Below are 18,925 nucleotides of genomic sequence, written 5' to 3'. Positions count from 1 at the left end.
TCGACGACGAGGTAACGCGAGTTATCGACGTACTTGCCGATCCAGTAAGGTGCGTTCGTCTTAGGACGAGCGCGGCTCATAGACGGTGGCGTACATCGTCGGCCAGCCTGACGCTGGAATGGGTAGATGGTGGCGAAACGGGGAGCGCCGGTTAACTCGCGCTCAGCTCCAATGGAAAATCAAGTTGGACGACTGTGCCGTTTGGCGTGTTGGAGGCTACCGCAATACGACCGTCGAGCTGAGCGACCAAACTCTTGATGACCTTGAAGCCCAGGCTCGCCCGTGGCTGGTCGATATCGAAATCTTGCGGAAGACCAACTCCTTGATCCGATACATCCACGTGCAGGTCGGCTCCACGCGGCTCGCCCGCTACCTTAATCTCGCCGGATCCCCCGGGGTAAGCATGCTTGGCCGAATTTGTTACGAGCTCGTTGATCAGAAGGCCCAGCGGAATCGCCTTGTCAGCAGAAATCATCAGATGGCCGAAAGCGAAGCTTACCTTATGTGCAACGGTTTCCTGCAGGTTCCTGCACAGTTCGCCCGCGAAGTCGGCGATGTCGACAAACCCGATTCTTGTGCTACGCCATAAATGATCGTGCACCTGGGCAATCGTGGTAATGCGAGAGGCAGCATCCTGAAGCGCATTCTGGACGTCTGCCGACTGCGCGTTGCGGCTTTGCACGCGGAGCAATCCAACGACGGATGCGAGGCTGTTCTTAACGCGGTGGCTCATCTCGCGCGTCAACATGGCTTGGTGATCGAGAGCCTTCTGAAGGTCCGCGTCGGCATGTTGGCGCTCGATGGCGATGCCAAGCAACCCCGCGAAGCCGGCAAGGAATTCCGCATCCGCAACATCGAATTGCCCGGAGTCCGGACTGTCGACTTCAAGGACACCAAACGGCAGAGCACCTTCGCCACCCCGCGCGATCAGAACGTTGATTGCGCGCTTTATGCCGTGATCCGACAAAAGTTTTGGCGTACGAAAGCGGGTTTCTTGATGAAGATGATTGGAAATGACCGTTCGTCCAGTTTGGAACGCGTAGCCAGCAGGGGATTCCAGGTCGATCGCAAAAGACACTTGGCCAATCGTCCCTGGCGCCCAGCCGACGCCGGCGCACACCAACAGCCGTTTGTCGTCGGCGGTATACTCCAGGACTTTGGCGAACGGGGTTTCGAGGCCTTGGGCACAAAGCTCGGTGGCCCTCTGCAGGATTTGTCCGATGTCGCGGGTCTGCAGCGCGGAACGGCCGAACTCGCCCAGCAAGGACTGTTGCCGCAGGCGGTAAGGAAGCTCTTGCCTGGTGACATCGGTCGCTGCGGTAGGGACCGATACCGACTCCTTCCCTGGCGTGGCGGGCATAACATTGTTTCCGTCAAATTGGGGGTGCGACCTCGACACCCGACGACGTAGCACGGCGCGATTGAGAAAGCAGAGATTTTAGCCCAGAACCGTGCGTGTGCGGTAAGTTGCAACGATTGCGCCAATTTGTTGAGCTGGAAGGCACGCGTGATGCAAATTTCGCATTGATCTAAGCAGAGGACACTTGGTCACTGACCTCGATCGTGAGGTGGGACAAATCACGGAACTTGCTGAGATTGCGGCGATAATATTCGGCTCCACGGTGTTTCTCGGTCGTGACGGCGACGATTGCTCCGAGGTGCCCGGGCCCCAACCGCCAGAGATGCAAATCGGTCACCCGATCTCCATCGCTCTCGATCGTCTGCCTGACCTTATCCGCCATGCGCGGGTCCGGATTGCGGTCCAGCAGGATGCCACCTGTGTCCCGCAACAGGCCGAACGACCAGTTCGCAATAACGACCGCGCCGATCAAACCGGCGAGCGGATCCATCCAAAGCCATCCGAAGGCTCGTGCGAGGAGAAGTCCGACGATCACCAACACCGAAACGGCGGCATCGGCCGCGACATGGACGATCGCCGCCCGCATATTGTTATCCCGATGATGGGCGCTCCCAGACGCTTCGTGAGCATGCTCTTCGAATCTCTCTTCGAATTCCTTGAGCCGACCGCCCTGCTCCAGACGGACCTTGGCCACGAACTCATGAGGTTCCGGAATCTCGTCGATCGATTCCAGATATCGTCCACGATCCGCGAATGTGAATGTCTCTCTACTGCCAGCAGGTCTTATGGTCTCTACGGTGACGTGCGAAGCATCCAACTGCAGACCATCCGGAAGCTGCAGTCGGAAACGCGGCGGCACACCGTTTTCAAAAATCTCGAATTCGATCACGCCGGCTCCGGGGTCGATCCGGCGAACATCCTCACCGTGATCGTGTGGATGTTCGTGGCCATGTGAATGACCGTGTCCGTGGTCATGTCCGTGATGTCCGCCGGACAGCAGCCACGCGCTTGCGAGATTAACACCAAGGCCGAGCACGGCGATCGGAATGGCCTCATTGAAACTGATGGCGACGGGGGACAGGAAACGCGATACCGCCTCATAACCGATCAGCAACGCGATCATCGCCAATATGATCGCGCTGCTGTATCCGGCGAGATCCCCGAACTTCCCGGTGCCGAAGGTGAAATTCCGGTCGTTGGCATGCTTGCGCGCATATGTATAAGCCAATGCCGCCAACAGAAGCGCGCCGGCATGGGTCGACATATGCAGACCGTCGGCGATCAGGGCCAACGATCCGAACAGTGCGCCGCCGACGATCTCCGCGATCATCATGACGCCACACAGCACGATGACCGCCCAGGTCCGGCGCGCGGCCTTGTCGTGGTCTTCTCCTAAAAATACGTGATCATGCGCGGCGAAAGGATCGAACGTTCGGTCGTCGGTCATGGCGCGTCCTTACTTCAGGTAGGTATGAACGACTTCAATCAGTTGATCTGCCGCATCTGCATTGAGCGCGCCGGGATTCTTCTGGGGATCGACCAGATGGGTGCGGATGTGATCTTCCACCACCTCGGCCATCAGACCTGCGACACTTCCACGGATGCCGGCAATCATGTGCATGATGCGCTCGCACTCAGCTTCTTCGCTCAACGCACGTTCGATGGCCTCAACCTGCCCGCGTATACGGCGGACGCGCGCAAGCAGCCTCTTTTTCTCTCGGATGGTATGGCTCATGCGACAATATAGCCTACCCCCCTATCCTTTTCAAGCCGCAGCTCTGGATTGGCTTATCCCCCTGGGGAGGATAAGCTCTGCGGATGGCAAAAGTTCATGTTCACGAAACTCATCCCAATATCGTCAAGCGACTCCGTCGCGCGGAGGGGCACCTTCGCCGGGTCATCGGCATGTTCGACGAAGGCCGGTCGTGCCTGGATCTGGCTCAGCAGCTTCATGCGGTCGAGAAGGCCGTCGGCGAGGCGAAGCGAACGCTGATCCACGACCACGTGGACCACTGCCTCGATATCGCCGTGAGCGGTCCCGGCAAATCGACAAGAACCGTCGTCGACGAGTTCAAGGCCATTTCCAAATATCTGTGACGGCGCCGCGCTGGCAGCACGTCGGAAGAGTATCATAATGAGTCGCTCGACAATCGTTGCGCTTGCGTTCGCGGCAGGAGCCGGGATTGTCGCGCTCACGCCGGTGCTGTCGACGATCGCCCAACGGGCGGTCGGAACAGGCCCCCAGTCGAAGATAGCAATTTCGCCGAAGCCGTCAGCACCTGAGCCGATCTCCGGCCTTCTTTCTATGAGCGATGAGCAAATCAAGCTCGCGCAGATCGATCTGGTCGAGGTCGGACCGGCAGCAATCGCCAGGCGTCTCGTCGTTCCGGGTTCGGTCGTTCCCGACGCGAACCTGATCGCGCATGTCTCGGTCAAGCTATCCGGGACGGTCGCAGAGCTGCGCAAGAATATCGGTGAAGATGTCGCAAAGGATGAAGTGATCGCCGTCCTCGAAAGTCGCGAGGTCGCTGATGCCAAGAGCGAATACTTGGCAGCCAAGCTCACAAACGATCTGCAACAGGACTTGTCCACACGCGACAAGACGCTTTGGGACAGCCGTGTAGGCACCGAACAGCAATACCTGCGCTCCCGCAACGCTGCGGCGCAAACCGAAATGCGCGTCAAAATCGCGCGACAGAAATTGCTCGCGCTGGGCCTCGGCGAAAAGGAGATCACCGCGGTGCCCGGGGCTCCTGAGGCTTCGCTTCGACGTCAGGATGTACGCTCGCCAATCTCTGGGCGGGTGGCCGAACGCAAGGTGGAGTTGGGCACAGCCGTTGGACGGGACAGTCTGGAGACCGAATTGTTCGTCGTGGTCGACCTGAGCCGCGTCTGGGTCGAATTGTCTGTAGCCTCTTCCGACCTCCAGTTGATCAAGGAAGGCCAGTCGGTCAAAATTTCCGCACGAGGTCTTGCCGAGACAACCATCGGCAAGATCATCTTCGTGAGCCCTCTGGTCGACAAGGATACGCGCACCGCGCGCGTCGTGGCTGAAATCTCGAATCCCGACCAGACCTGGCGTCCGGGATCGTTCGTCACGGCGGGGATCATGCTCAACGAGCGGACCGTAGCTGTCGCGGTGCCCGCGACCGCGATCCAGAAGCTGGATGGCCAACCGATCGTGTTCGTTCGGACCAAAGACGGCTTTGAGAAGCGCAACGTCGTGGTTGGTGAGAGCGAGGATCAGGCCATCGAGATCGTATCCGGTGTCACTCCCAGCGAGACGATCGCCACGACGAACACGTTCTCGCTCAAGGCCGAGCTTTCGAAGCTACGGGACGAGGACTGAGCTATGATCGAACGCGTCATCGATTTTTCGGTCCGGCGCCGATGGCTCGTCCTGCTGATCACGCTGGCGGCGGTCGCCTCGGGTTTCTGGTCGCTGACCAAGCTTCCGATCGATGCGGTTCCGGACGTCACCAACGTCCAGGTTCAGGTCAACGCCGTGGCTCCGGCGCTGACGCCGGTCGAAATCGAGAAGCAGGTCACCGTGGCACTGGAGACGGTGCTGGCCGGCACGCCCGGTTTGGAATCAACACGATCGTTTTCGCGAAACGGCTTTGCCCAGATCACGGCCGTGTTCACCGATCGCACCAACATCTACTTTGCGCGCCAGCAGGTCTCGGAGCGCATCAACGAGGCCAAGGCCAATCTTCCGCCCGGCGTGGACATCAAGCTCGGGCCAATTTCGACGGGACTTGGCGAGATCTATTGGTGGGCGGTTGAATACGCCAAGCCGGGCGCAATTGCGCCGGTGCGCGACGGGCAGCCCGGATGGCAATCCGACGGGACGTACCTGACGCCCGAAGGTGAGCGCCTGACCGACGAATTTCAGAGGACGGTATACCTGCGCACCGTGCAGGACTGGATTATCCGTCCGCAGATGAAGACGGTCCCCGGGGTAGCTGGCGCCGACGCCATCGGCGGTTTCGTCAAGCAGTTTCAGGTGCAGCCCGACCCGTCAAAGCTGATCAGCTTTGGGCTTTCGCTCAACCAAGTCATTGAAGCGATTGAGGCCAACAACGTCAGCCGCGGCGCCAACTACATCGAACAAAATGGCGAAGGTTACGTGGTCCGCGCCAGCGGCCGGGTCGAAAACATCGAAGACATCTCGCAAATCGTCGTGACCACGCGAGCCGGAGTTCCGATCCGCGTCAAGGACGTTGCCAACGTCGTGATTGGTAAGGAGTTGCGCACCGGCAGCGCCAGCGTCAACGGCCGCGAGGTCGTCCTCGGAACGGCGCTGATGCTGATCGGAGGCAACAGCCGCACGGTCGCGGCCGCGGCGGATGCAAAGATCAAGGAGATCAGCCGCACGCTTCCGCCCGGCATCTATGCCCACACGGTACTCAACCGGACGCAATTGGTCGATGCCACGATCGAGACCGTCGCCACCAACCTGGCGGAAGGCGCCTTGCTCGTCATCGTCGTGCTGTTCCTCCTGTTAGGCAACCTGCGGGCTGCGGTGGTGACAGCGTGCGTCATCCCGGTCACCATGATGCTGACCGCAACCGGCATGCTGCAGGGCAAGATCAGCGCCAATCTTATGAGCCTCGGCGCTTTGGATTTCGGACTGATCGTGGACGGCGCCGTGATCATCGCCGAAAACAGTCTGCGCCACCTCGCCGAGCGTCAGCGCGAGTTTGGGCGAGCGCTGGCGTTGGAGGAACGGCTCCAGACCGTCAAGGAATCCGCCGTCGAAATGATCCGGCCGACGGTCTACGGCCAGCTCATCATCATTCTCGTCTACGTGCCATTGCTGACGTTCACGGGCGTCGAGGGCAAGACGTTCGAGCCGATGGCGCTGACGGTCATCATCGCGCTCGTTGCGGCCTTCGTCGTCTCGTTGACGTTCGTCCCGGCCATGGTCGCCCTCACCGTCACCAAACCCGTCCGCGAGGAAGAAAACGCCATCATTCGCAAGCTGAAGGCAGCTTATGCGCCTCTGTTAACACGGGTGATCGCGTCGCCGCTGCCGGCGATCGGCGTTGCCACAGTTCTGTTCATCGCGGCAGGTTTGCTGTTCACCCGGTTGGGGCAGGAGTTCACGCCGACACTGGATGAGAAGAACATCGTGATGGAGGTTAAGCGGATCCCGAGTACGTCGATTACCCAATCGCAGGCGATGCAACTCCAGATCGAGAGCGTCGTCAGCAAATTTCCCCAAGTGGCGTTCGTGTTCTCCCGCACCGGAACGCCGGACCTTGCCGCCGACCCCATGCCGCCGAACGCGTCTGACACCTATATTATCGTCAAACCACGGGCCGAGTGGCCCGACCCGTCGATGACAAAGGACGACCTCATCAAGCAGATCGAAGCGGAAGCCTCGAAACTGCCGGGCAACAAGCTTGGCTTCTCTCAACCGATTGAAATGCGATTCAATGAGCTGATCGCAGGCGTGCGCGAGGATCTGGCGGTCAAAGTCTTCGGCGACGATTTCGAGCAAATGCAGCGGACCGCTGGTAGTATCGCCAATGTGCTGCGGCGCATCGACGGCGCCCAGAACGTGAAGGTGGAAGAGACCACCGGTCTTCCGTTCCTGGAGATCAAGATCGACAAGGCCGAAATCGCACGCCGCGGCCTCAGCTTGCTTGCGGTCCAGGACGTGATCGAAGCCGCGGTCGGCGGCCGGGTCGCCGGACTGGTTTTCGAAGGAGATCGGCGTTTCCAGATCATCGTCAGGTTGAATGACACGCTGCGCAACGATATCACGGCCCTCGAAAACCTGCCGGTCCAATTGCCACGACTAACTGCAAATGCTGCCGTGGCGTCCGTGCCCCTTCGCGCTCTGGCGACGTTCGAACAAACAGAGGGCGCCAACCAGATCAGCCGCGAGAACGGCAAGCGACGTGTCGTCGCAACGGCCGAAGTTCGTGGGCGTGATATTGGATCGCTGGTTGCCGAGGCACAGGCGGCGGTTGGAGAGAAGGTCAAACTGGCGCCCGGCACCTGGCTCTCCTGGGGCGGGCAGTTCGAGAATTTCTCGATCGCTCGACAGCGTCTGATGTTCGTGGTCCCCGGATGTTTCCTCCTGATCTTCCTGCTGCTATTCGGCGCGCTCGGCTCCGCACGCGATGCATTACTGGTCTTCAGCGCGGTGCCCCTCGCGCTAACTGGCGGCATCGCCGCGCTTTGGCTGCGAGGAATGCCGTTCTCGATCTCGGCCGCCGTCGGCTTTATCGCACTTTCCGGAGTTGCCGTCCTGAACGGATTGGTGATGCTGAGCCAGATTCGAAGATTGATTTCGGAAGGTGTGGGTACGAGCGCCGCTATCAGCCAAGGCGCTCTGACGCGGTTTCGTCCGGTCATCATGACCGCGCTGGTCGCCTCGCTCGGCTTCGTGCCGATGGCGCTTGCGACCGGAACGGGAGCAGAAGTGCAGAAGCCGCTGGCGACCGTGGTGATCGGTGGCCTGTTGAGCGCGACACTGCTCACGCTGCTCGTTCTGCCGGCGCTTTATTCCTACTTCGCGTCCTTCGAAAGCCAGACAAAGCCCGACCGCGCGTTCATCCCGAGCCGGGCAGCAGAGTAGAGGCTCTGTTGGATTGCAAAGACGTACATTGCGTCTCCCGTTCATACGAATAGCGAGCGCGTTTCCGGAATCACCACGGCAGCATTCGCTGCATCACACGATCACGATGGATTAAGAGGTGTGCCATTGCCGCCGCAACGTGAACGCCGATCACTACGAGCAACGACCATTCCATAATTTGATGCCAGCCGTCGATCGCACGAACGCCGGAGGCGCTTTCGGAGGCCAGCATCGGCAGACGGATCAAGAAGAAATACGACAGGCTCCATCCGCGAAACGAGGCGAACAGCCAGCCGGTTATGGTCGTTGCCAATACAAGCGCATAAAGCAGCCAGTGGACAGCTTCTGATGTCAGGCGTTGCCAGGGAGGAAGCGAGTCTTCCGGCGCCACCGGATGCGTGATTCGCCACCCGAAACGAAGAACGATCAGCGCGAGGATGGTGAGCCCGAAGGAGACGTGAAACACCATGGCGCTGCCCGGCTGCGCGCCACGGTGAATGTCCGGCATGAACCAACCGATGGGATACTGCACCACCAGCAGCGCAACAATGAGCCAATGAAAGACTTTGGCCGTTTTTCCGTAGTACAATCGCTGGCCCATGACTATGCCGCTCCGATCAGGATGCCGACCGCCAGCACGATCGCGCCGCCAAGCACGATCTGGAATACCGCCTGCAGGAACGGCGTGTCCATGTACCGCGTGCGAATGTAGGCAATCGCCCACAATTCAAGGAAGACGACGACGCCGGCGATCGTTGTTGCGATCCAGAACGCATTAAGCCAGGAATCGGGAACCAGATAGGGCAGCGTGTGGCCGAGGCCGCCCAACGTCGTCATCAGTCCGCAGATAGCTCCGCGCAGCCACGGCGAACCACGTCCCGTCATCGATCCATCGTCTGACAGGGCCTCCGCGAACCCCATGCTGATGCCAGCGCCGATCGAGGCCGCGAGACCGACCAGGAATGTCTGCCAGTTGTTGTGCGTCGCGAATGCCGCGGCGAAGAGCGGCGCAAGCGTCGACACCGAGCCGTCCATCAATCCGGCAAGGCCCGGTTGAACATATTGCAGCACGAACATTCGCTTGCGGGTTTTGTCCTCCTCCTCGCGGGCGTCAGGGCTGAGGTTGCCAGTCAGTCTCGCAGCGAAGCTTTCGTGACCTTTCTCAATCTCGGCAAGATCGCCAAGCAGCTTGCGGACTCCAATGTCGCGGGTCTGTTCGGCGGCTTTTGTATAAAAACGCTCAGCCTCGAACTCCATTGTTTCGGCTTCTTTGCGGATAGTATCGAGGGAGAGATTTTTGGTCAGCCAGATTGGACGGCGACGCAGAAATCCCCGGACGTTGTTGCGCCGGATCGGCGGCAGATTGGGACCGAATTGTTGTTCGTACATTTCGAGAAGCAGGTGGCGATGGTTCTTTTCTTCCTCGGCCATCCGCTCAAAAATCCGGGCGGAGTCGGGATATCTGCTCATCAGATCCTCCGCGAAGCTCATGTAGATGCGGCTGTCCTCCTCCTCGCCCGAGATCGCGACGGCCAGCACCTCCCTTTCGGTCAGGTCCGCGAAATTCTTCATCGAAAGCTCCAACGCCACAATTTAGAATGATTCTAAATTTAATAGGGATGCTGCGGCGACAGGTCAAGCCCAGAGTCGCGTTGCCATTCCGAGAACGATCAACGCGATGTGCTGCGAGCGAGGGCAAAAATGCAGAAGGTCAAATATCGTCTGATCAACCCGCGGCTGGCGCCGCGACGGACCGAGTTGGAGCTACCTGGAGGGCGGGAGAGCTTCAGCCGCGCGCGAATGGTTCGCGCGAACAGGTCTGGCATTGTGTGCTCTTTTCGGAAGGCGCTCAGCACGGGATCGAGTTGCTTTTATCCTTACGACAACGAGCTTTGCGTGACTCGACGGTAATTTTGAACCAGCGGAATAGAGACTACTGCATCGCGCCGTTCCGATCCAGATGCTGCAGCGTTGGCGCCGATGTTTGCGGTGCCGGGGGCCGGTAGCTCAGCGATGAGTGCGGTCAGATCAGATCGTGTTGAAGCGCTTGCGCCATTGCACGATAACGACAAGGGCTTCCTTCAGGCAAGCTCGCGCGGGGCAGCTTTCTGACCTGGGACTGCCGGTTTGAGAGCTTCTCAGTCACGCGTCAGCGCCTGATGATTGCCGTGTCGGGCTGTTCCTGCTGATCTACCCTCTGCTATTCGGCGCATTGGGCTCTCTGCGGGATGCTCTTCTCAATTTCGGCCGCGGTCGACTTCATAGCGCTGTAAGGCATCACCGTTCTCAATCGCCTGGTGATGCTGACGCAGATCCGCAAACTGATCAATGAGGGCCTTGATGCTGAAACGGCGATTGAAGAAGGCGCGCTGACACGCTTCCGCCTCGCGTCATGACAGCGCGGGTCGCCTCGCTTGGTTTCGTTTCTATGGCACTCGCGACCGGAACCGGTGCGGAGGTAGAGAAGCCGCTGGCGACCGTCGTGATCGGCGGACTCATCACCGCTACGTTGATAACATTGGTCGTCCTTCCCGCACCGTACTCATGTTTTCTCGACTGGCGATGATCATCGAAGCTGATATCAAGCCCAATCGTCGATACAAATGGACCGATGCAGCGCGCTCGTTGCTCGTGTCGTCCGACGATCGCTGGATTGCAGCTTCCCGCGAACTAAATATTTTTCCTTCCCCTGCGCAAGCTGGCGTGAATTCAGGATCTCGAAAGACTAGCATTTCGGCTGAATGAACTTTCCGATCTCATTGGGATTTGCAAAGATTACGGCCGCTCGATCGCCCATCATTCCCGCGGGCATGATTGCGGGGACATCTTTCTCCGGCCCATCCTTACTTGAATCGGTCATAAAACGGAGATTGCGTTCCCAGAACGTGCGCGTCTTCCCATCGACGGTGGTGACCCGATAGGTATCACGACAATAGGTGAGCGCCTTCACCTGTCTGGCAGGCTCGATCTTTTTCAGGTTCGGGTCGCGACCGCCACTCACCATTCCGCCCATGCCCTTCATCGGCATCTGTGTGGATTGTTTCGGCGCGGCCCCCGGTTTGGTAGCCTCCTTGAGGAATGCCAAAAGATCGGCGCGAACCCCGGCTTCTTTGATACCCTCGAACGGCATGAGATTGTCCGGAACCATGTGCTGCGGATCGATCAACCATTCATCGAGAGTCTTGTCGTTCCAGACAATTCCGGACGACTTCAGCGCATCCGAATAGCGCTCGAAGCTCGCCAAGCCACCCGCCTTGCGACCCCAAAGATCGGCCAGGCTCGGTCCCGTCATGTTGCGACCCGGTTCGAGGGAATGGCACGCCGCGCATGCCCTGAAGTCGCTCTGTCCCCGATCGACGTCACCGGGTTGTGCAATCGCTCCGGAAGCAACGGCGACGCCAGCGAACACCAACATCCATAACCTCTTCATCGGTCTCCTCCCCTGTTGGACGAGCGCAGATATTTGACGAGCGCCACCGCCGCGAGCAGCAGGACGATCACCACCAACAGTCCGATGAGTCCCATTCCCAACATCATGCCGGGCGCCATTTCGTGCATCATGGATCATCTCCTCAGTTAACAGGCTCTGGAATGCGTGGCCGCCGTTTCGTTGTCGGGGTTGATGGCGTCATCGGCCCGTGAGGACCTTCCGGCAACCGAAAGCCCTTGATCAGGCCGAAGATCGCCGGGATCACGACCAGCGTCAGCAGCGTCGAGGAAACCATGCCGCCGATCATCGGCACCGCAATCCTCTGCATGATTTCCGATCCGGTACCGGTGCTCCACATGATCGGCAACAACCCCGCCATGATCGCGACGACGGTCATCATCTTGGGGCGGACGCGTTCGACCGCGCCTTCCATGACAGCATCGTAAAGATCCGCTCGCGTGACCGCCCGCCTCTCAGCCGCGCGCTTTGTTTCGATCTCGGAATAGGCATGGTTGAGATAGATCAGCATGACGACACCGGTCTCGGCAGCGACGCCCGCAAGTGCAATGAACCCGACGGCGACGGCGACGGAAAGGTTGAATCCGAGCCACCACATCAGCCAGAGGCCACCCACCAAGGAGAATGGCAGCGACAGCATGACGATCATGGTCTCGGTGATCGAACGGAAATTCAGGTACAGCAGCAGGAAGATGATCAGCAACGTCACCGGGACAACGATCTTGAGACGCGCGGTGGCACGCTCGAGATATTCATACTGCCCGCTCCACATCACGTAGTAACCAGGCGGAAACTGAATGCTGGCCTGCACCGCTTTTTGCGCATCGGCGACATACCCGCCGAGATCGCGGTCACGAATATCAACGTAGACGTAGGTCGCGAGTTGCCCGTTTTCGGTCCGGATCGAGGTTGGCCCACGATCCAGGCTGATCTTGGCCACCTCGCCCAGTGGTACAGCACCGCCCTGTGGCATTGGCACAAGCACGTCGGACGCGATCTTGCGAGGATTGTCACGGAGGTCGCGAGGATACCGCATGTTGACCGTAAAGCGCTGACGGCCCTCGACGGTGGTGGTCACCGTCTGTCCGCCGAGGGCAGTGGCGATGGTGTCCTGCACGTCCTGGACCATGATGCCGTAACGCGCGAGCGCCATCCGATCAGGCGTGATGTTCAGATAGTAACCGCCGATGCCGCGCTCGGCATAGGCCGACGAGGTGCCCGGCACAGCCTTCAGGACGCGCTCAACCTGCTTGGCGAGCTTGTCGATCTCCACCAGATCCGGACCGATCACCTTGACACCACCCGGGGTGCGAATTCCGGTTGACAGCATGTCGATGCGCGCCTTGATCGGCATGGTCCACGCATTGGAGACGCCCGGAAATTGCAGCGCCTTGTCCATCTTGGCGATCAGACTGTCGATGGTCACGCCGGGCGGCCACTGCTCCTTCGGCTTGAGATTGATGATGGTTTCAAACATTTCCGATGGTGCCGGATCGGTCGCGGTCGCGGCACGCCCGGCCTTGCCGAACACCGATGCCACTTCCGGGAACGAGCGGATAATCCGATCCTGCATTTGCAGCAGTTCGCCCGCCTTGGTGACGGAAATGCCCGGCAACGTCGTCGGCATGTAGAGCAACGTGCCCTCGTTGAGGTCGGGCATAAATTCCGTGCCGAGTTGGCGCGCGGGCCATATGGTGACGGCGAGGATCGCGAGCGCGAGAAGGATGACCAGCATTTTCGCCCGCATCACGCCCTTGATGACAGGTCGATAGATCCAGATCAGAAAACGATTGATCGGATTTTTGTGTTCCGGAATGATCCGCCCCCGGACGAAAATCACCATCAGCGCCGGGACCAGCGTTACCGACAGAAGCGCGGCCGCCGCCATGGAAAACGTCTTGGTGAAGGCCAGCGGGCTGAATAGCCGCCCCTCCTGCGATTCCAACGTAAAAATCGGCATGAAGGAGACAGTGATGATCAGCAGGCTGAAGAACAGCGCAGGTCCGACTTCGGATGCGGCGTCTATCAGGATTTGAAGACGCGACTGACCGGGCACGGCTCGTTCCAGACGTTTGTGCGCATTCTCGATCATCACGATCGCCGCATCCACCATGGCGCCAATCGCGATCGCGATCCCGCCGAGGCTCATGATATTGGAGCCGATCCCGAGCAGCTTCATGGCCCCGAACGCCATCAGGATGCCGACAGGCAGCATCAGAATGGCGACCAGCGCGCTCTTGACATGCAGCAGGAAGACGATACAGACCAGTGCGACGATGATGCTCTCCTCGAACAAGGTATGCTTGAGCGTCGCGATAGCGGCATTGATCAAGGTCGAGCGATCGTAGACCGGAACAATCTCGACCGACTTCGGCAGGCTGCTCGCGATCTCCTTGAACCGTTCCTTGACGTTGTTGATGACGTCGAGGGCGTTGAGGCCAAATCGTTGCAGAATGATGCCGCTGGTGACCTCTCCTTCTCCGTTTAATTCCGTAATACCGCGCCGTTCGTCCGGGCCAAGTTCGACGCGGGCCACGTCGCGCAACAGCACGGGCGTGCCGTTGTCCGTCTTGAGCACGATGTTGCCAAGGTCGTTGATGTCCTTGATATACCCCCTGCCGCGGATGACGTATTCGAACTCGGACAGTTCGACGGTTCGTCCGCCGACGTCGGCGTTGCTGGCGCGGATCGCGTCGCGCATCTTCTGCATGGTGATGCCGCGGTCGCGCATGCGCTGTGGGTCGAGAACCACGTTGTATTGGCGCACGAAGCCACCGGCGCTCGCGACCTCCGCGACGCCTCCCGCTTTCGCCAGCGCAAATTTCAGATTCCAGTCCTGAATGGCCCGCGTATCTGCAAGATTGAGTTCCTTGGAGACTACGGCGTACTGGTAGACCCAGCCGACCCCGGTGGCGTCGGGGCCAATGGTCGGCGTCACGCCCGACGGCAATCGCGGCGCGGCACCGTTGAGGAATTCGAGCACGCGCGAACGCGCCCAGTAGATGTCCGTTCCGTCCTCAAAGATCACGTAGACAAAGGACACGCCGAAGAACGAAAACCCGCGTACCACCTTCGATTTCGGCACCGTCAGCATCGCGGTCGCGAGCGGATAGGTTACCTGATCCTCGACCACCTGCGGCGCCTGACCGGAATATTCCGTGTAGACGATGACCTGGGTGTCCGAGAGGTCCGGAATGGCATCGAGCGGCAGGTGCACCAATGCATAGATGCCTGCAGCAGCCGCGAAACCCGCGCCGAACAATACCAACAGCAGATTGCGGGCTGACCAGGCGATCAGGCGGGCGATCATGGCTGGCCTCCCACTTCCGAGAAACCCTTCAGCGCAGCCTTCAGATTGCTTTCGGCATCGATCAGGAAGTTCGCCGACACCACCACGGGTTCGCCGTCGCGGAGACCGTCCCTTACCTCGACGTAACCATTGCCGCGCTGGCCAAGCTTCACCTCCCGCGGCTCGAAGCGGCCCTGCCCCTTGTCCACCAACACCGACTGTCGCGTGCCGGCATCGAGCACCGCGCTTTCCGGAATTGCCAGCACCGGTGCCGGATTGCCCGTATCGATCTCGGCGTCGACATACATGTCAGGAAGCAAGGCGCGATCGGGGTTGGAAAGTTCGACCCTGATCCGTGCGGTACGGGTTTCGCGGTTCACCTGCGGATAAATGACGCCGATCTTTCCGGAAAACGTGCGCCCCGGAAAACTGCGCGCCCTCACGGTGACCGTTTGGCCTACGCGCACCGCGCCGAGATCTCGTTCGGCCACATCCACCAGGGCCCACACCATGGAGACGTCGGCGACACGGAACAGGACATCCCCGGGCTGTGCCCGCATGCCCTCGATGGCGTTGCGTTCCAGCACGATGCCGTCACGTGGCGCGGACCATTCAATCGCAATCGGAACTGTGCGACTCTTTTCCATGGCGACGATCGCCGCGTCCGGAACGTCGAGATTCATCAACCGCTGTCGCGATCCGCGGCCGTAGCGCTCGATGCCGCCTGTGGTCGGCGAATTGATCGTTGAAATGTATTCCGCGGCCGCCGAGGAAATCGCCGGGCTGTAAATCTCCATCAGCGGCTGCCCCTTCTTGACGGCAGCTCCGGTGGTGACGTTGGAGACCTTCTGCACCCAGCTTTCCGCACGCATCGAAATGACGGATATCCGCCGCTCATCGAGTTGAATCGTGCCGGGCGCCCGAACCAGCGTTCGGACCACGCGGGGCGCGGCGCGTTCGGATTGCACGCCCGTGCGTTGGATCTTGCCCGGCGACAGCTTGACCGAGCCGTCACCGGTGTCCTCGCCCTCATAGACGGGGATGTAATCCATGCCCATCGAATCCTTCTTCGGCACTGGCGACGTGTCCGGAAGGCCCATCGGGTTGCGGTAGTATTTGATCTTGCGCTCGATACCCTTGGTGTCGGCAACCTTGGTGCCCATCTCCTCGTGCACGGGATTATCAAAGCTGAGGTCCGCGCCGGGCGGCACCGCACGGTACGCCCGCCCATCCGCCGTTTTCTTCGGCGTCAACGAGTAGAACGGCTTGTCATCTGGATCCCGATAGTAAATCGGTGCCGCGGCGGACTCGGCCGCCGCCGACATCGTGAGATGAACCAAGCCAACCCTGTGCACATGGTCGGCGATGAATGCGCCGCCGACCGCCGCAATTATTGCGACGGCGGCAACACCTGTAAGGACAGCCCGGCTCATTTCTGCGCCGTGATGACGAGCTTGTTTTCGACAGTGCCGGTCTCGCCCTGCACCTTGGCGCCGAGCGACAATTGCCAACGGCCCGCCATGCCGAACGTCGCCTTGAACTTGTAGATGCCAGGCTCGCTTCCCGGCATCGGCGTGATCTTCGTCGCCATCTCCTGCATACCGTCTGGCGCCATATCGAGGCGGATCGCGAAGATCACCGCGTCGGGGACCGGCTTTCCGGTCTTGTTATTGATCAACTTGACGGCGATGACTTTGTCAGGTCCAGCCTGGACGGTCTGATCGATCAGTTCAAACTTGTAGTCCTTGATGTCCGCGAAGGCCGCGGTGCTGGCAGCACCGATTGCGGCCATAGCGATCAACGCACCCCGGAGGGCGCGCGCATAACCTGACATAATCATCTGTAAATCCTCGAACGTCGTTGGTCTGCCGTATGACGGCGCGCATCATCCGCGCAGATTCGACCGCGCGGTATCGAACGGCGCTGATGCGCCGATCAGACCAGGGTTCGAGGAGGATGGTCGGGCGGTGGACGATCGAGCCCGTCGCTCATGAGATCATCATGGAGCGCGATTTGGTGATGCCGAGCTACACGCACGACAATCGCCTCGACAGCGGGATGCGACGCCAAATTCTTCACTGCGCAAATCGCAAGTAGCGGGCAATCCTTGCAGTCATTCTTCTTTTGCGTGTCCGGGCAGCATGGCATGTCGCCGGCCATCGACGCCATGTCGGACATCGCGACGTTGGACGGCCCTATCTCGGCGGCTGGCGATACCAGCGGCGCTGCGACGAGCCCTACGATCGCGACGACCGCAAGCACCCGACCTATGAGATGGCGAATATCCATACTCTACCCTGACACGACCTCTGGAACCGGAAAAGTGGGAATCCTTCACATATTCGGCAACGACGGATCAGTATGCAAAATGCAGAAGCCGAACTGGTTAATGAAATCGATCTGCTTTAGCCGACCGACCGCGTCCCCTCAAACTCCATGTAGGTACGTCGACCATCCGGCCCGAACAGAACGACGGCATATCGTTCGGGCGTGCCGCCCTCCATGCCGGGCGACCCCATTGGCATTCCCGGCACGGCCACGCCCGTCGCAACGGGACGCTCCTTCAGCAAGCGCTGAATGGCCGCCACCGGAACATGTCCCTCGATGATGTACCCGCCCGCTTCTGCCGTATGGCATGCGGCCAGATCGGTCGGGACGCCCAAGCGCTTCCGGATATTCTGAAGGTTTCTCTCTTCCTGAACTGTGACGTTAAATCCTGCCACTTCCAGATGGCGCACCCACCCCGAGCAGCAACCGCAACTCGGATCCTTGTGAACACGGATGATGGTGCTCTCTACAGCCTCGGAAACCGTCGGAGCAATCAATGCCGCCGCGACAATTCCCAGTGCGCTCCGCCGCGATACGTTACCTGTGTTCATCTTGAGACTCCTTCCAAGCGGATCATCCTTCACGTAATTCCATTGTCACTACCCGACGGCCGGCTGCATCGTACCGAGGATGCTGACCGCCAGAAGAACCATCCATCCCAAGACCTGCTCTCCGAGCACATGATTGCGCAGCCTTGCGGACGACCTCGTCAATCCCTCAACCGCATCCGCTCGAATCCTGCCCATCGATGGAACGAGCCAGAACCGGTTCGCGACCGCGAGCGCCAGCATTCCACCGAACAAGGCAAGCTTCCCGAGAAGGATTTGGCCGTACGGCGTGTCCAGCAACCCGGACGGCGATCCGACCAAAAACCAGCCGTTGACGAGGCCCGACCCGATCAACGCGGCGACCGCAAGATATCCCATGCCGGAAAACCGCATCAGGATTCGATCCATGTCGTTCGGTCCAACATTCAGGTCCGTCCCGAGATAGCGATGCAGGATCAACGCCAATGGAATGAGACCACCGAGCCAGACTCCGGCGGCGAGAAGGTGTATGGCATCGGCAACAGTGTGCATGACGCCAGCCCAGCCTTCCTCAATTTGGGTGTGACCCGTCCCGGCCAACGACGCCAAAAGGATTGCGGCGAGGAGCGGCATCATCCAGTTCTGGCGATGCGCCGCACGAAGGCCCCATGCCGCCACGCCAACCGTGAGGGCCGCAAGGAGCATGCGCGACGTCCAAACGGCACCGAAACCCGTGTCATGGAGGATCGCCCATACTGTCTCTGCATCGACGAGATCGGCCATGCTGCCGCTCATATTCGCGGCCGCAAACGCAAACCAGCCTAGGCCGCTGAACAGCGCCGCAACGGCGGTCCACAAAAGCCACCCTTGCCGCCAACGACCCAAGACGTCCGGTTCGGCTCCCGCGTATGCATAGAGTGGAAACAACGACAGCCCCGCGAGGGCCGTTGTCGCCAGATAGTGCAGGAACCGCGCGATGATAAGTCCGACCTCGATCATCAGCGGGTCACGCGAAATGAATAGGAGCCCCTGACGCGATGGGTGTCGTCCGAGACGGCGCGCCATTCGACCTTGTAGTCACCGGGAGCCATGTCTTCCTTGACGGGGACCACCAAGCGCTTCTTGTCGGCCGGATCGATCGTGGACTTTCCAGTGGCGATCTTGCGTCCCGCCTTGTCCTTGATCTCGATCCCTGAAAATTGCGGGATGACGCCTTCATTGAAGGTGATCCTGATTTCCTTGGGCGGCACCGTTGCCGCACCCGCGGCAGGGTCGGACGTTTGAAGCTGCGGGTGAGCGACGGCTGCCCCGCCGGAAAAGATTGCTGCGATCAATGCAATGATAGCCGTTGAAGTCTTCGACATCTGTTCTTCCCGTCTGG

At 60.0% G+C, this 18,925-nt stretch carries 17 protein-coding genes and 1 pseudogene; 4 read left to right on the top strand and 14 right to left on the bottom strand.

Features of this window, described 5'->3' with window-relative positions:
- Window positions 1-151: 151 nt before the first annotated feature.
- From ACS3WB_RS01400 to ACS3WB_RS01390, 3 genes are all read right to left on the bottom strand, one after another.
- Complete coding sequence (locus tag ACS3WB_RS01400; RefSeq protein ID WP_009337926.1) at window positions 152-1,360, bottom strand: sensor histidine kinase; 1,209 nt, start codon at window positions 1,358-1,360, stop codon at window positions 152-154.
- A 169-nt stretch (window positions 1,361-1,529) separates the two neighbouring features.
- Window positions 1,530-2,807, bottom strand: a complete 1,278-nt coding sequence (dmeF, locus tag ACS3WB_RS01395; protein ID WP_438273804.1) for a CDF family Co(II)/Ni(II) efflux transporter DmeF — start codon at window positions 2,805-2,807, stop codon at window positions 1,530-1,532.
- 9 nt (window positions 2,808-2,816) lie between these two features.
- Window positions 2,817-3,095, bottom strand: a complete 279-nt coding sequence (locus ACS3WB_RS01390; RefSeq protein ID WP_009337928.1) for a metal/formaldehyde-sensitive transcriptional repressor — start codon at window positions 3,093-3,095, stop codon at window positions 2,817-2,819.
- 83 nt (window positions 3,096-3,178) lie between these two features.
- On the opposite strand from ACS3WB_RS01390, the gene ACS3WB_RS01385 reads away from it, so the two are divergent.
- The 3 genes from ACS3WB_RS01385 to ACS3WB_RS01375 are packed head-to-tail and all read left to right on the top strand — an operon-like array spanning window position 3,179 to window position 7,952.
- Entirely contained in the window at window positions 3,179-3,457 is a 279-nt protein-coding gene (locus ACS3WB_RS01385; RefSeq protein WP_009337929.1) for a metal-sensing transcriptional repressor, read from the top strand.
- Between the two features lie 37 nt (window positions 3,458-3,494).
- Window positions 3,495-4,709 (top strand): efflux RND transporter periplasmic adaptor subunit, encoded by a 1,215-nt coding sequence (locus ACS3WB_RS01380; protein ID WP_438273803.1) that lies wholly within the window; start codon window positions 3,495-3,497, stop codon window positions 4,707-4,709.
- A gap of 3 nt (window positions 4,710-4,712) precedes the next feature.
- Window positions 4,713-7,952, top strand: a complete 3,240-nt coding sequence (locus ACS3WB_RS01375; RefSeq protein ID WP_438273802.1) for an efflux RND transporter permease subunit — start codon at window positions 4,713-4,715, stop codon at window positions 7,950-7,952.
- Between the two features lie 70 nt (window positions 7,953-8,022).
- Here the strand turns inward: ACS3WB_RS01375 and ACS3WB_RS01370 are convergent, their stop codons facing one another.
- Window positions 8,023-8,553 carry a cytochrome b gene (locus tag ACS3WB_RS01370; RefSeq protein ID WP_009337932.1) on the bottom strand — a complete coding sequence of 177 codons (531 nt, stop codon included), beginning with the start codon at window positions 8,551-8,553 and terminating at the stop codon, window positions 8,023-8,025.
- 2 nt (window positions 8,554-8,555) lie between these two features.
- Window positions 8,556-9,524, bottom strand: a complete 969-nt coding sequence (gene mbfA, locus ACS3WB_RS01365) for an iron exporter MbfA (RefSeq protein ID WP_009337934.1) — start codon at window positions 9,522-9,524, stop codon at window positions 8,556-8,558.
- Window positions 9,525-10,039: 515 nt separating this feature from the next.
- Here mbfA and ACS3WB_RS01360 point away from each other — a divergent pair.
- Window positions 10,040-10,518: pseudogene (locus ACS3WB_RS01360) on the top strand (efflux RND transporter permease subunit); the annotation flags it as partial.
- Window positions 10,519-10,677: 159 nt separating this feature from the next.
- On the opposite strand, the gene ACS3WB_RS01355 reads toward ACS3WB_RS01360, so the two are convergent.
- The 9 genes from ACS3WB_RS01355 to copC form a co-directional block, all read right to left on the bottom strand.
- Window positions 10,678-11,118: a c-type cytochrome gene (locus tag ACS3WB_RS01355; protein ID WP_438273801.1), complete on the bottom strand. Its 441-nt coding sequence runs from the start codon at window positions 11,116-11,118 to the stop codon at window positions 10,678-10,680.
- Between the two features lie 260 nt (window positions 11,119-11,378).
- Window positions 11,379-11,513, bottom strand: a complete 135-nt coding sequence (locus ACS3WB_RS01350; protein WP_009337940.1) for a hypothetical protein — start codon at window positions 11,511-11,513, stop codon at window positions 11,379-11,381.
- Between the two features lie 11 nt (window positions 11,514-11,524).
- Window positions 11,525-14,710, bottom strand: a complete 3,186-nt coding sequence (locus ACS3WB_RS01345; protein WP_438273800.1) for an efflux RND transporter permease subunit — start codon at window positions 14,708-14,710, stop codon at window positions 11,525-11,527.
- The gene (locus tag ACS3WB_RS01340) at window positions 14,707-16,122 is read right to left on the bottom strand and encodes an efflux RND transporter periplasmic adaptor subunit (protein ID WP_438273799.1); all 1,416 of its coding nucleotides are present in this window, start codon (window positions 16,120-16,122) and stop codon (window positions 14,707-14,709) included. Before ACS3WB_RS01340 ends, ACS3WB_RS01345 begins: the two co-directional genes overlap by 4 nt.
- Window positions 16,119-16,529, bottom strand: a complete 411-nt coding sequence (locus ACS3WB_RS01335) for a FixH family protein (RefSeq protein WP_009337947.1) — start codon at window positions 16,527-16,529, stop codon at window positions 16,119-16,121. Before ACS3WB_RS01335 ends, ACS3WB_RS01340 begins: the two co-directional genes overlap by 4 nt.
- 95 nt (window positions 16,530-16,624) lie before the next feature.
- On the bottom strand, window positions 16,625-16,978 hold the full coding sequence (locus ACS3WB_RS01330) for a hypothetical protein (protein ID WP_009337949.1): 354 nt from the start codon (window positions 16,976-16,978) through the stop codon (window positions 16,625-16,627).
- A 116-nt stretch (window positions 16,979-17,094) separates the two neighbouring features.
- Window positions 17,095-17,568 (bottom strand): DUF411 domain-containing protein, encoded by a 474-nt coding sequence (locus ACS3WB_RS01325; protein WP_009337951.1) that lies wholly within the window; start codon window positions 17,566-17,568, stop codon window positions 17,095-17,097.
- A gap of 48 nt (window positions 17,569-17,616) precedes the next feature.
- Window positions 17,617-18,543 (bottom strand): copper homeostasis membrane protein CopD, encoded by a 927-nt coding sequence (gene copD, locus ACS3WB_RS01320; RefSeq protein WP_009337953.1) that lies wholly within the window; start codon window positions 18,541-18,543, stop codon window positions 17,617-17,619.
- Window positions 18,543-18,908: a copper homeostasis periplasmic binding protein CopC gene (gene copC, locus ACS3WB_RS01315; protein WP_438273798.1), complete on the bottom strand. Its 366-nt coding sequence runs from the start codon at window positions 18,906-18,908 to the stop codon at window positions 18,543-18,545. Before copC ends, copD begins: the two co-directional genes overlap by 1 nt.
- Window positions 18,909-18,925: the final 17 nt, after the last annotated feature.

It is taken from the genome of Nitrobacter sp. (assembly GCF_051535215.1).
GTDB lineage: Bacteria > Pseudomonadota > Alphaproteobacteria > Rhizobiales > Xanthobacteraceae > Nitrobacter.
This window is presented reverse-complemented; position numbering and strand designations above follow the sequence as displayed.

Bases quoted from the DNA above. Each gene is read 5' to 3' on its own strand.
- ACS3WB_RS01335 (WP_009337947.1), bottom strand. From the start codon at position 16,529: ATGATTATGTCAGGTTATGCGCGCGCCCTCCGGGGTGCGTTGATCGCT.
- ACS3WB_RS01345 (WP_438273800.1), bottom strand. From the start codon at position 14,710: ATGATCGCCCGCCTGATCGCCTGGTCAGCCCGCAATCTGCTGTTGGTA.
- ACS3WB_RS01330 (WP_009337949.1), bottom strand. From the start codon at position 16,978: ATGGATATTCGCCATCTCATAGGTCGGGTGCTTGCGGTCGTCGCGATC.
- ACS3WB_RS01390 (WP_009337928.1), bottom strand. From the start codon at position 3,095: ATGAGCCATACCATCCGAGAGAAAAAGAGGCTGCTTGCGCGCGTCCGC.
- copD (WP_009337953.1), bottom strand. From the start codon at position 18,543: ATGATCGAGGTCGGACTTATCATCGCGCGGTTCCTGCACTATCTGGCG.
- ACS3WB_RS01350 (WP_009337940.1), bottom strand. From the start codon at position 11,513: ATGATGCACGAAATGGCGCCCGGCATGATGTTGGGAATGGGACTCATC.
- ACS3WB_RS01370 (WP_009337932.1), bottom strand. From the start codon at position 8,553: ATGGGCCAGCGATTGTACTACGGAAAAACGGCCAAAGTCTTTCATTGG.
- mbfA (WP_009337934.1), bottom strand. From the start codon at position 9,524: ATGAAGAATTTCGCGGACCTGACCGAAAGGGAGGTGCTGGCCGTCGCG.
- ACS3WB_RS01325 (WP_009337951.1), bottom strand. From the start codon at position 17,568: ATGAACACAGGTAACGTATCGCGGCGGAGCGCACTGGGAATTGTCGCG.
- ACS3WB_RS01400 (WP_009337926.1), bottom strand. From the start codon at position 1,360: ATGCCCGCCACGCCAGGGAAGGAGTCGGTATCGGTCCCTACCGCAGCG.
- ACS3WB_RS01380 (WP_438273803.1), top strand. From the start codon at position 3,495: ATGAGTCGCTCGACAATCGTTGCGCTTGCGTTCGCGGCAGGAGCCGGG.
- ACS3WB_RS01375 (WP_438273802.1), top strand. From the start codon at position 4,713: ATGATCGAACGCGTCATCGATTTTTCGGTCCGGCGCCGATGGCTCGTC.
- dmeF (WP_438273804.1), bottom strand. From the start codon at position 2,807: ATGACCGACGACCGAACGTTCGATCCTTTCGCCGCGCATGATCACGTA.
- copC (WP_438273798.1), bottom strand. From the start codon at position 18,908: ATGTCGAAGACTTCAACGGCTATCATTGCATTGATCGCAGCAATCTTT.
- ACS3WB_RS01340 (WP_438273799.1), bottom strand. From the start codon at position 16,122: ATGAGCCGGGCTGTCCTTACAGGTGTTGCCGCCGTCGCAATAATTGCG.
- ACS3WB_RS01385 (WP_009337929.1), top strand. From the start codon at position 3,179: ATGGCAAAAGTTCATGTTCACGAAACTCATCCCAATATCGTCAAGCGA.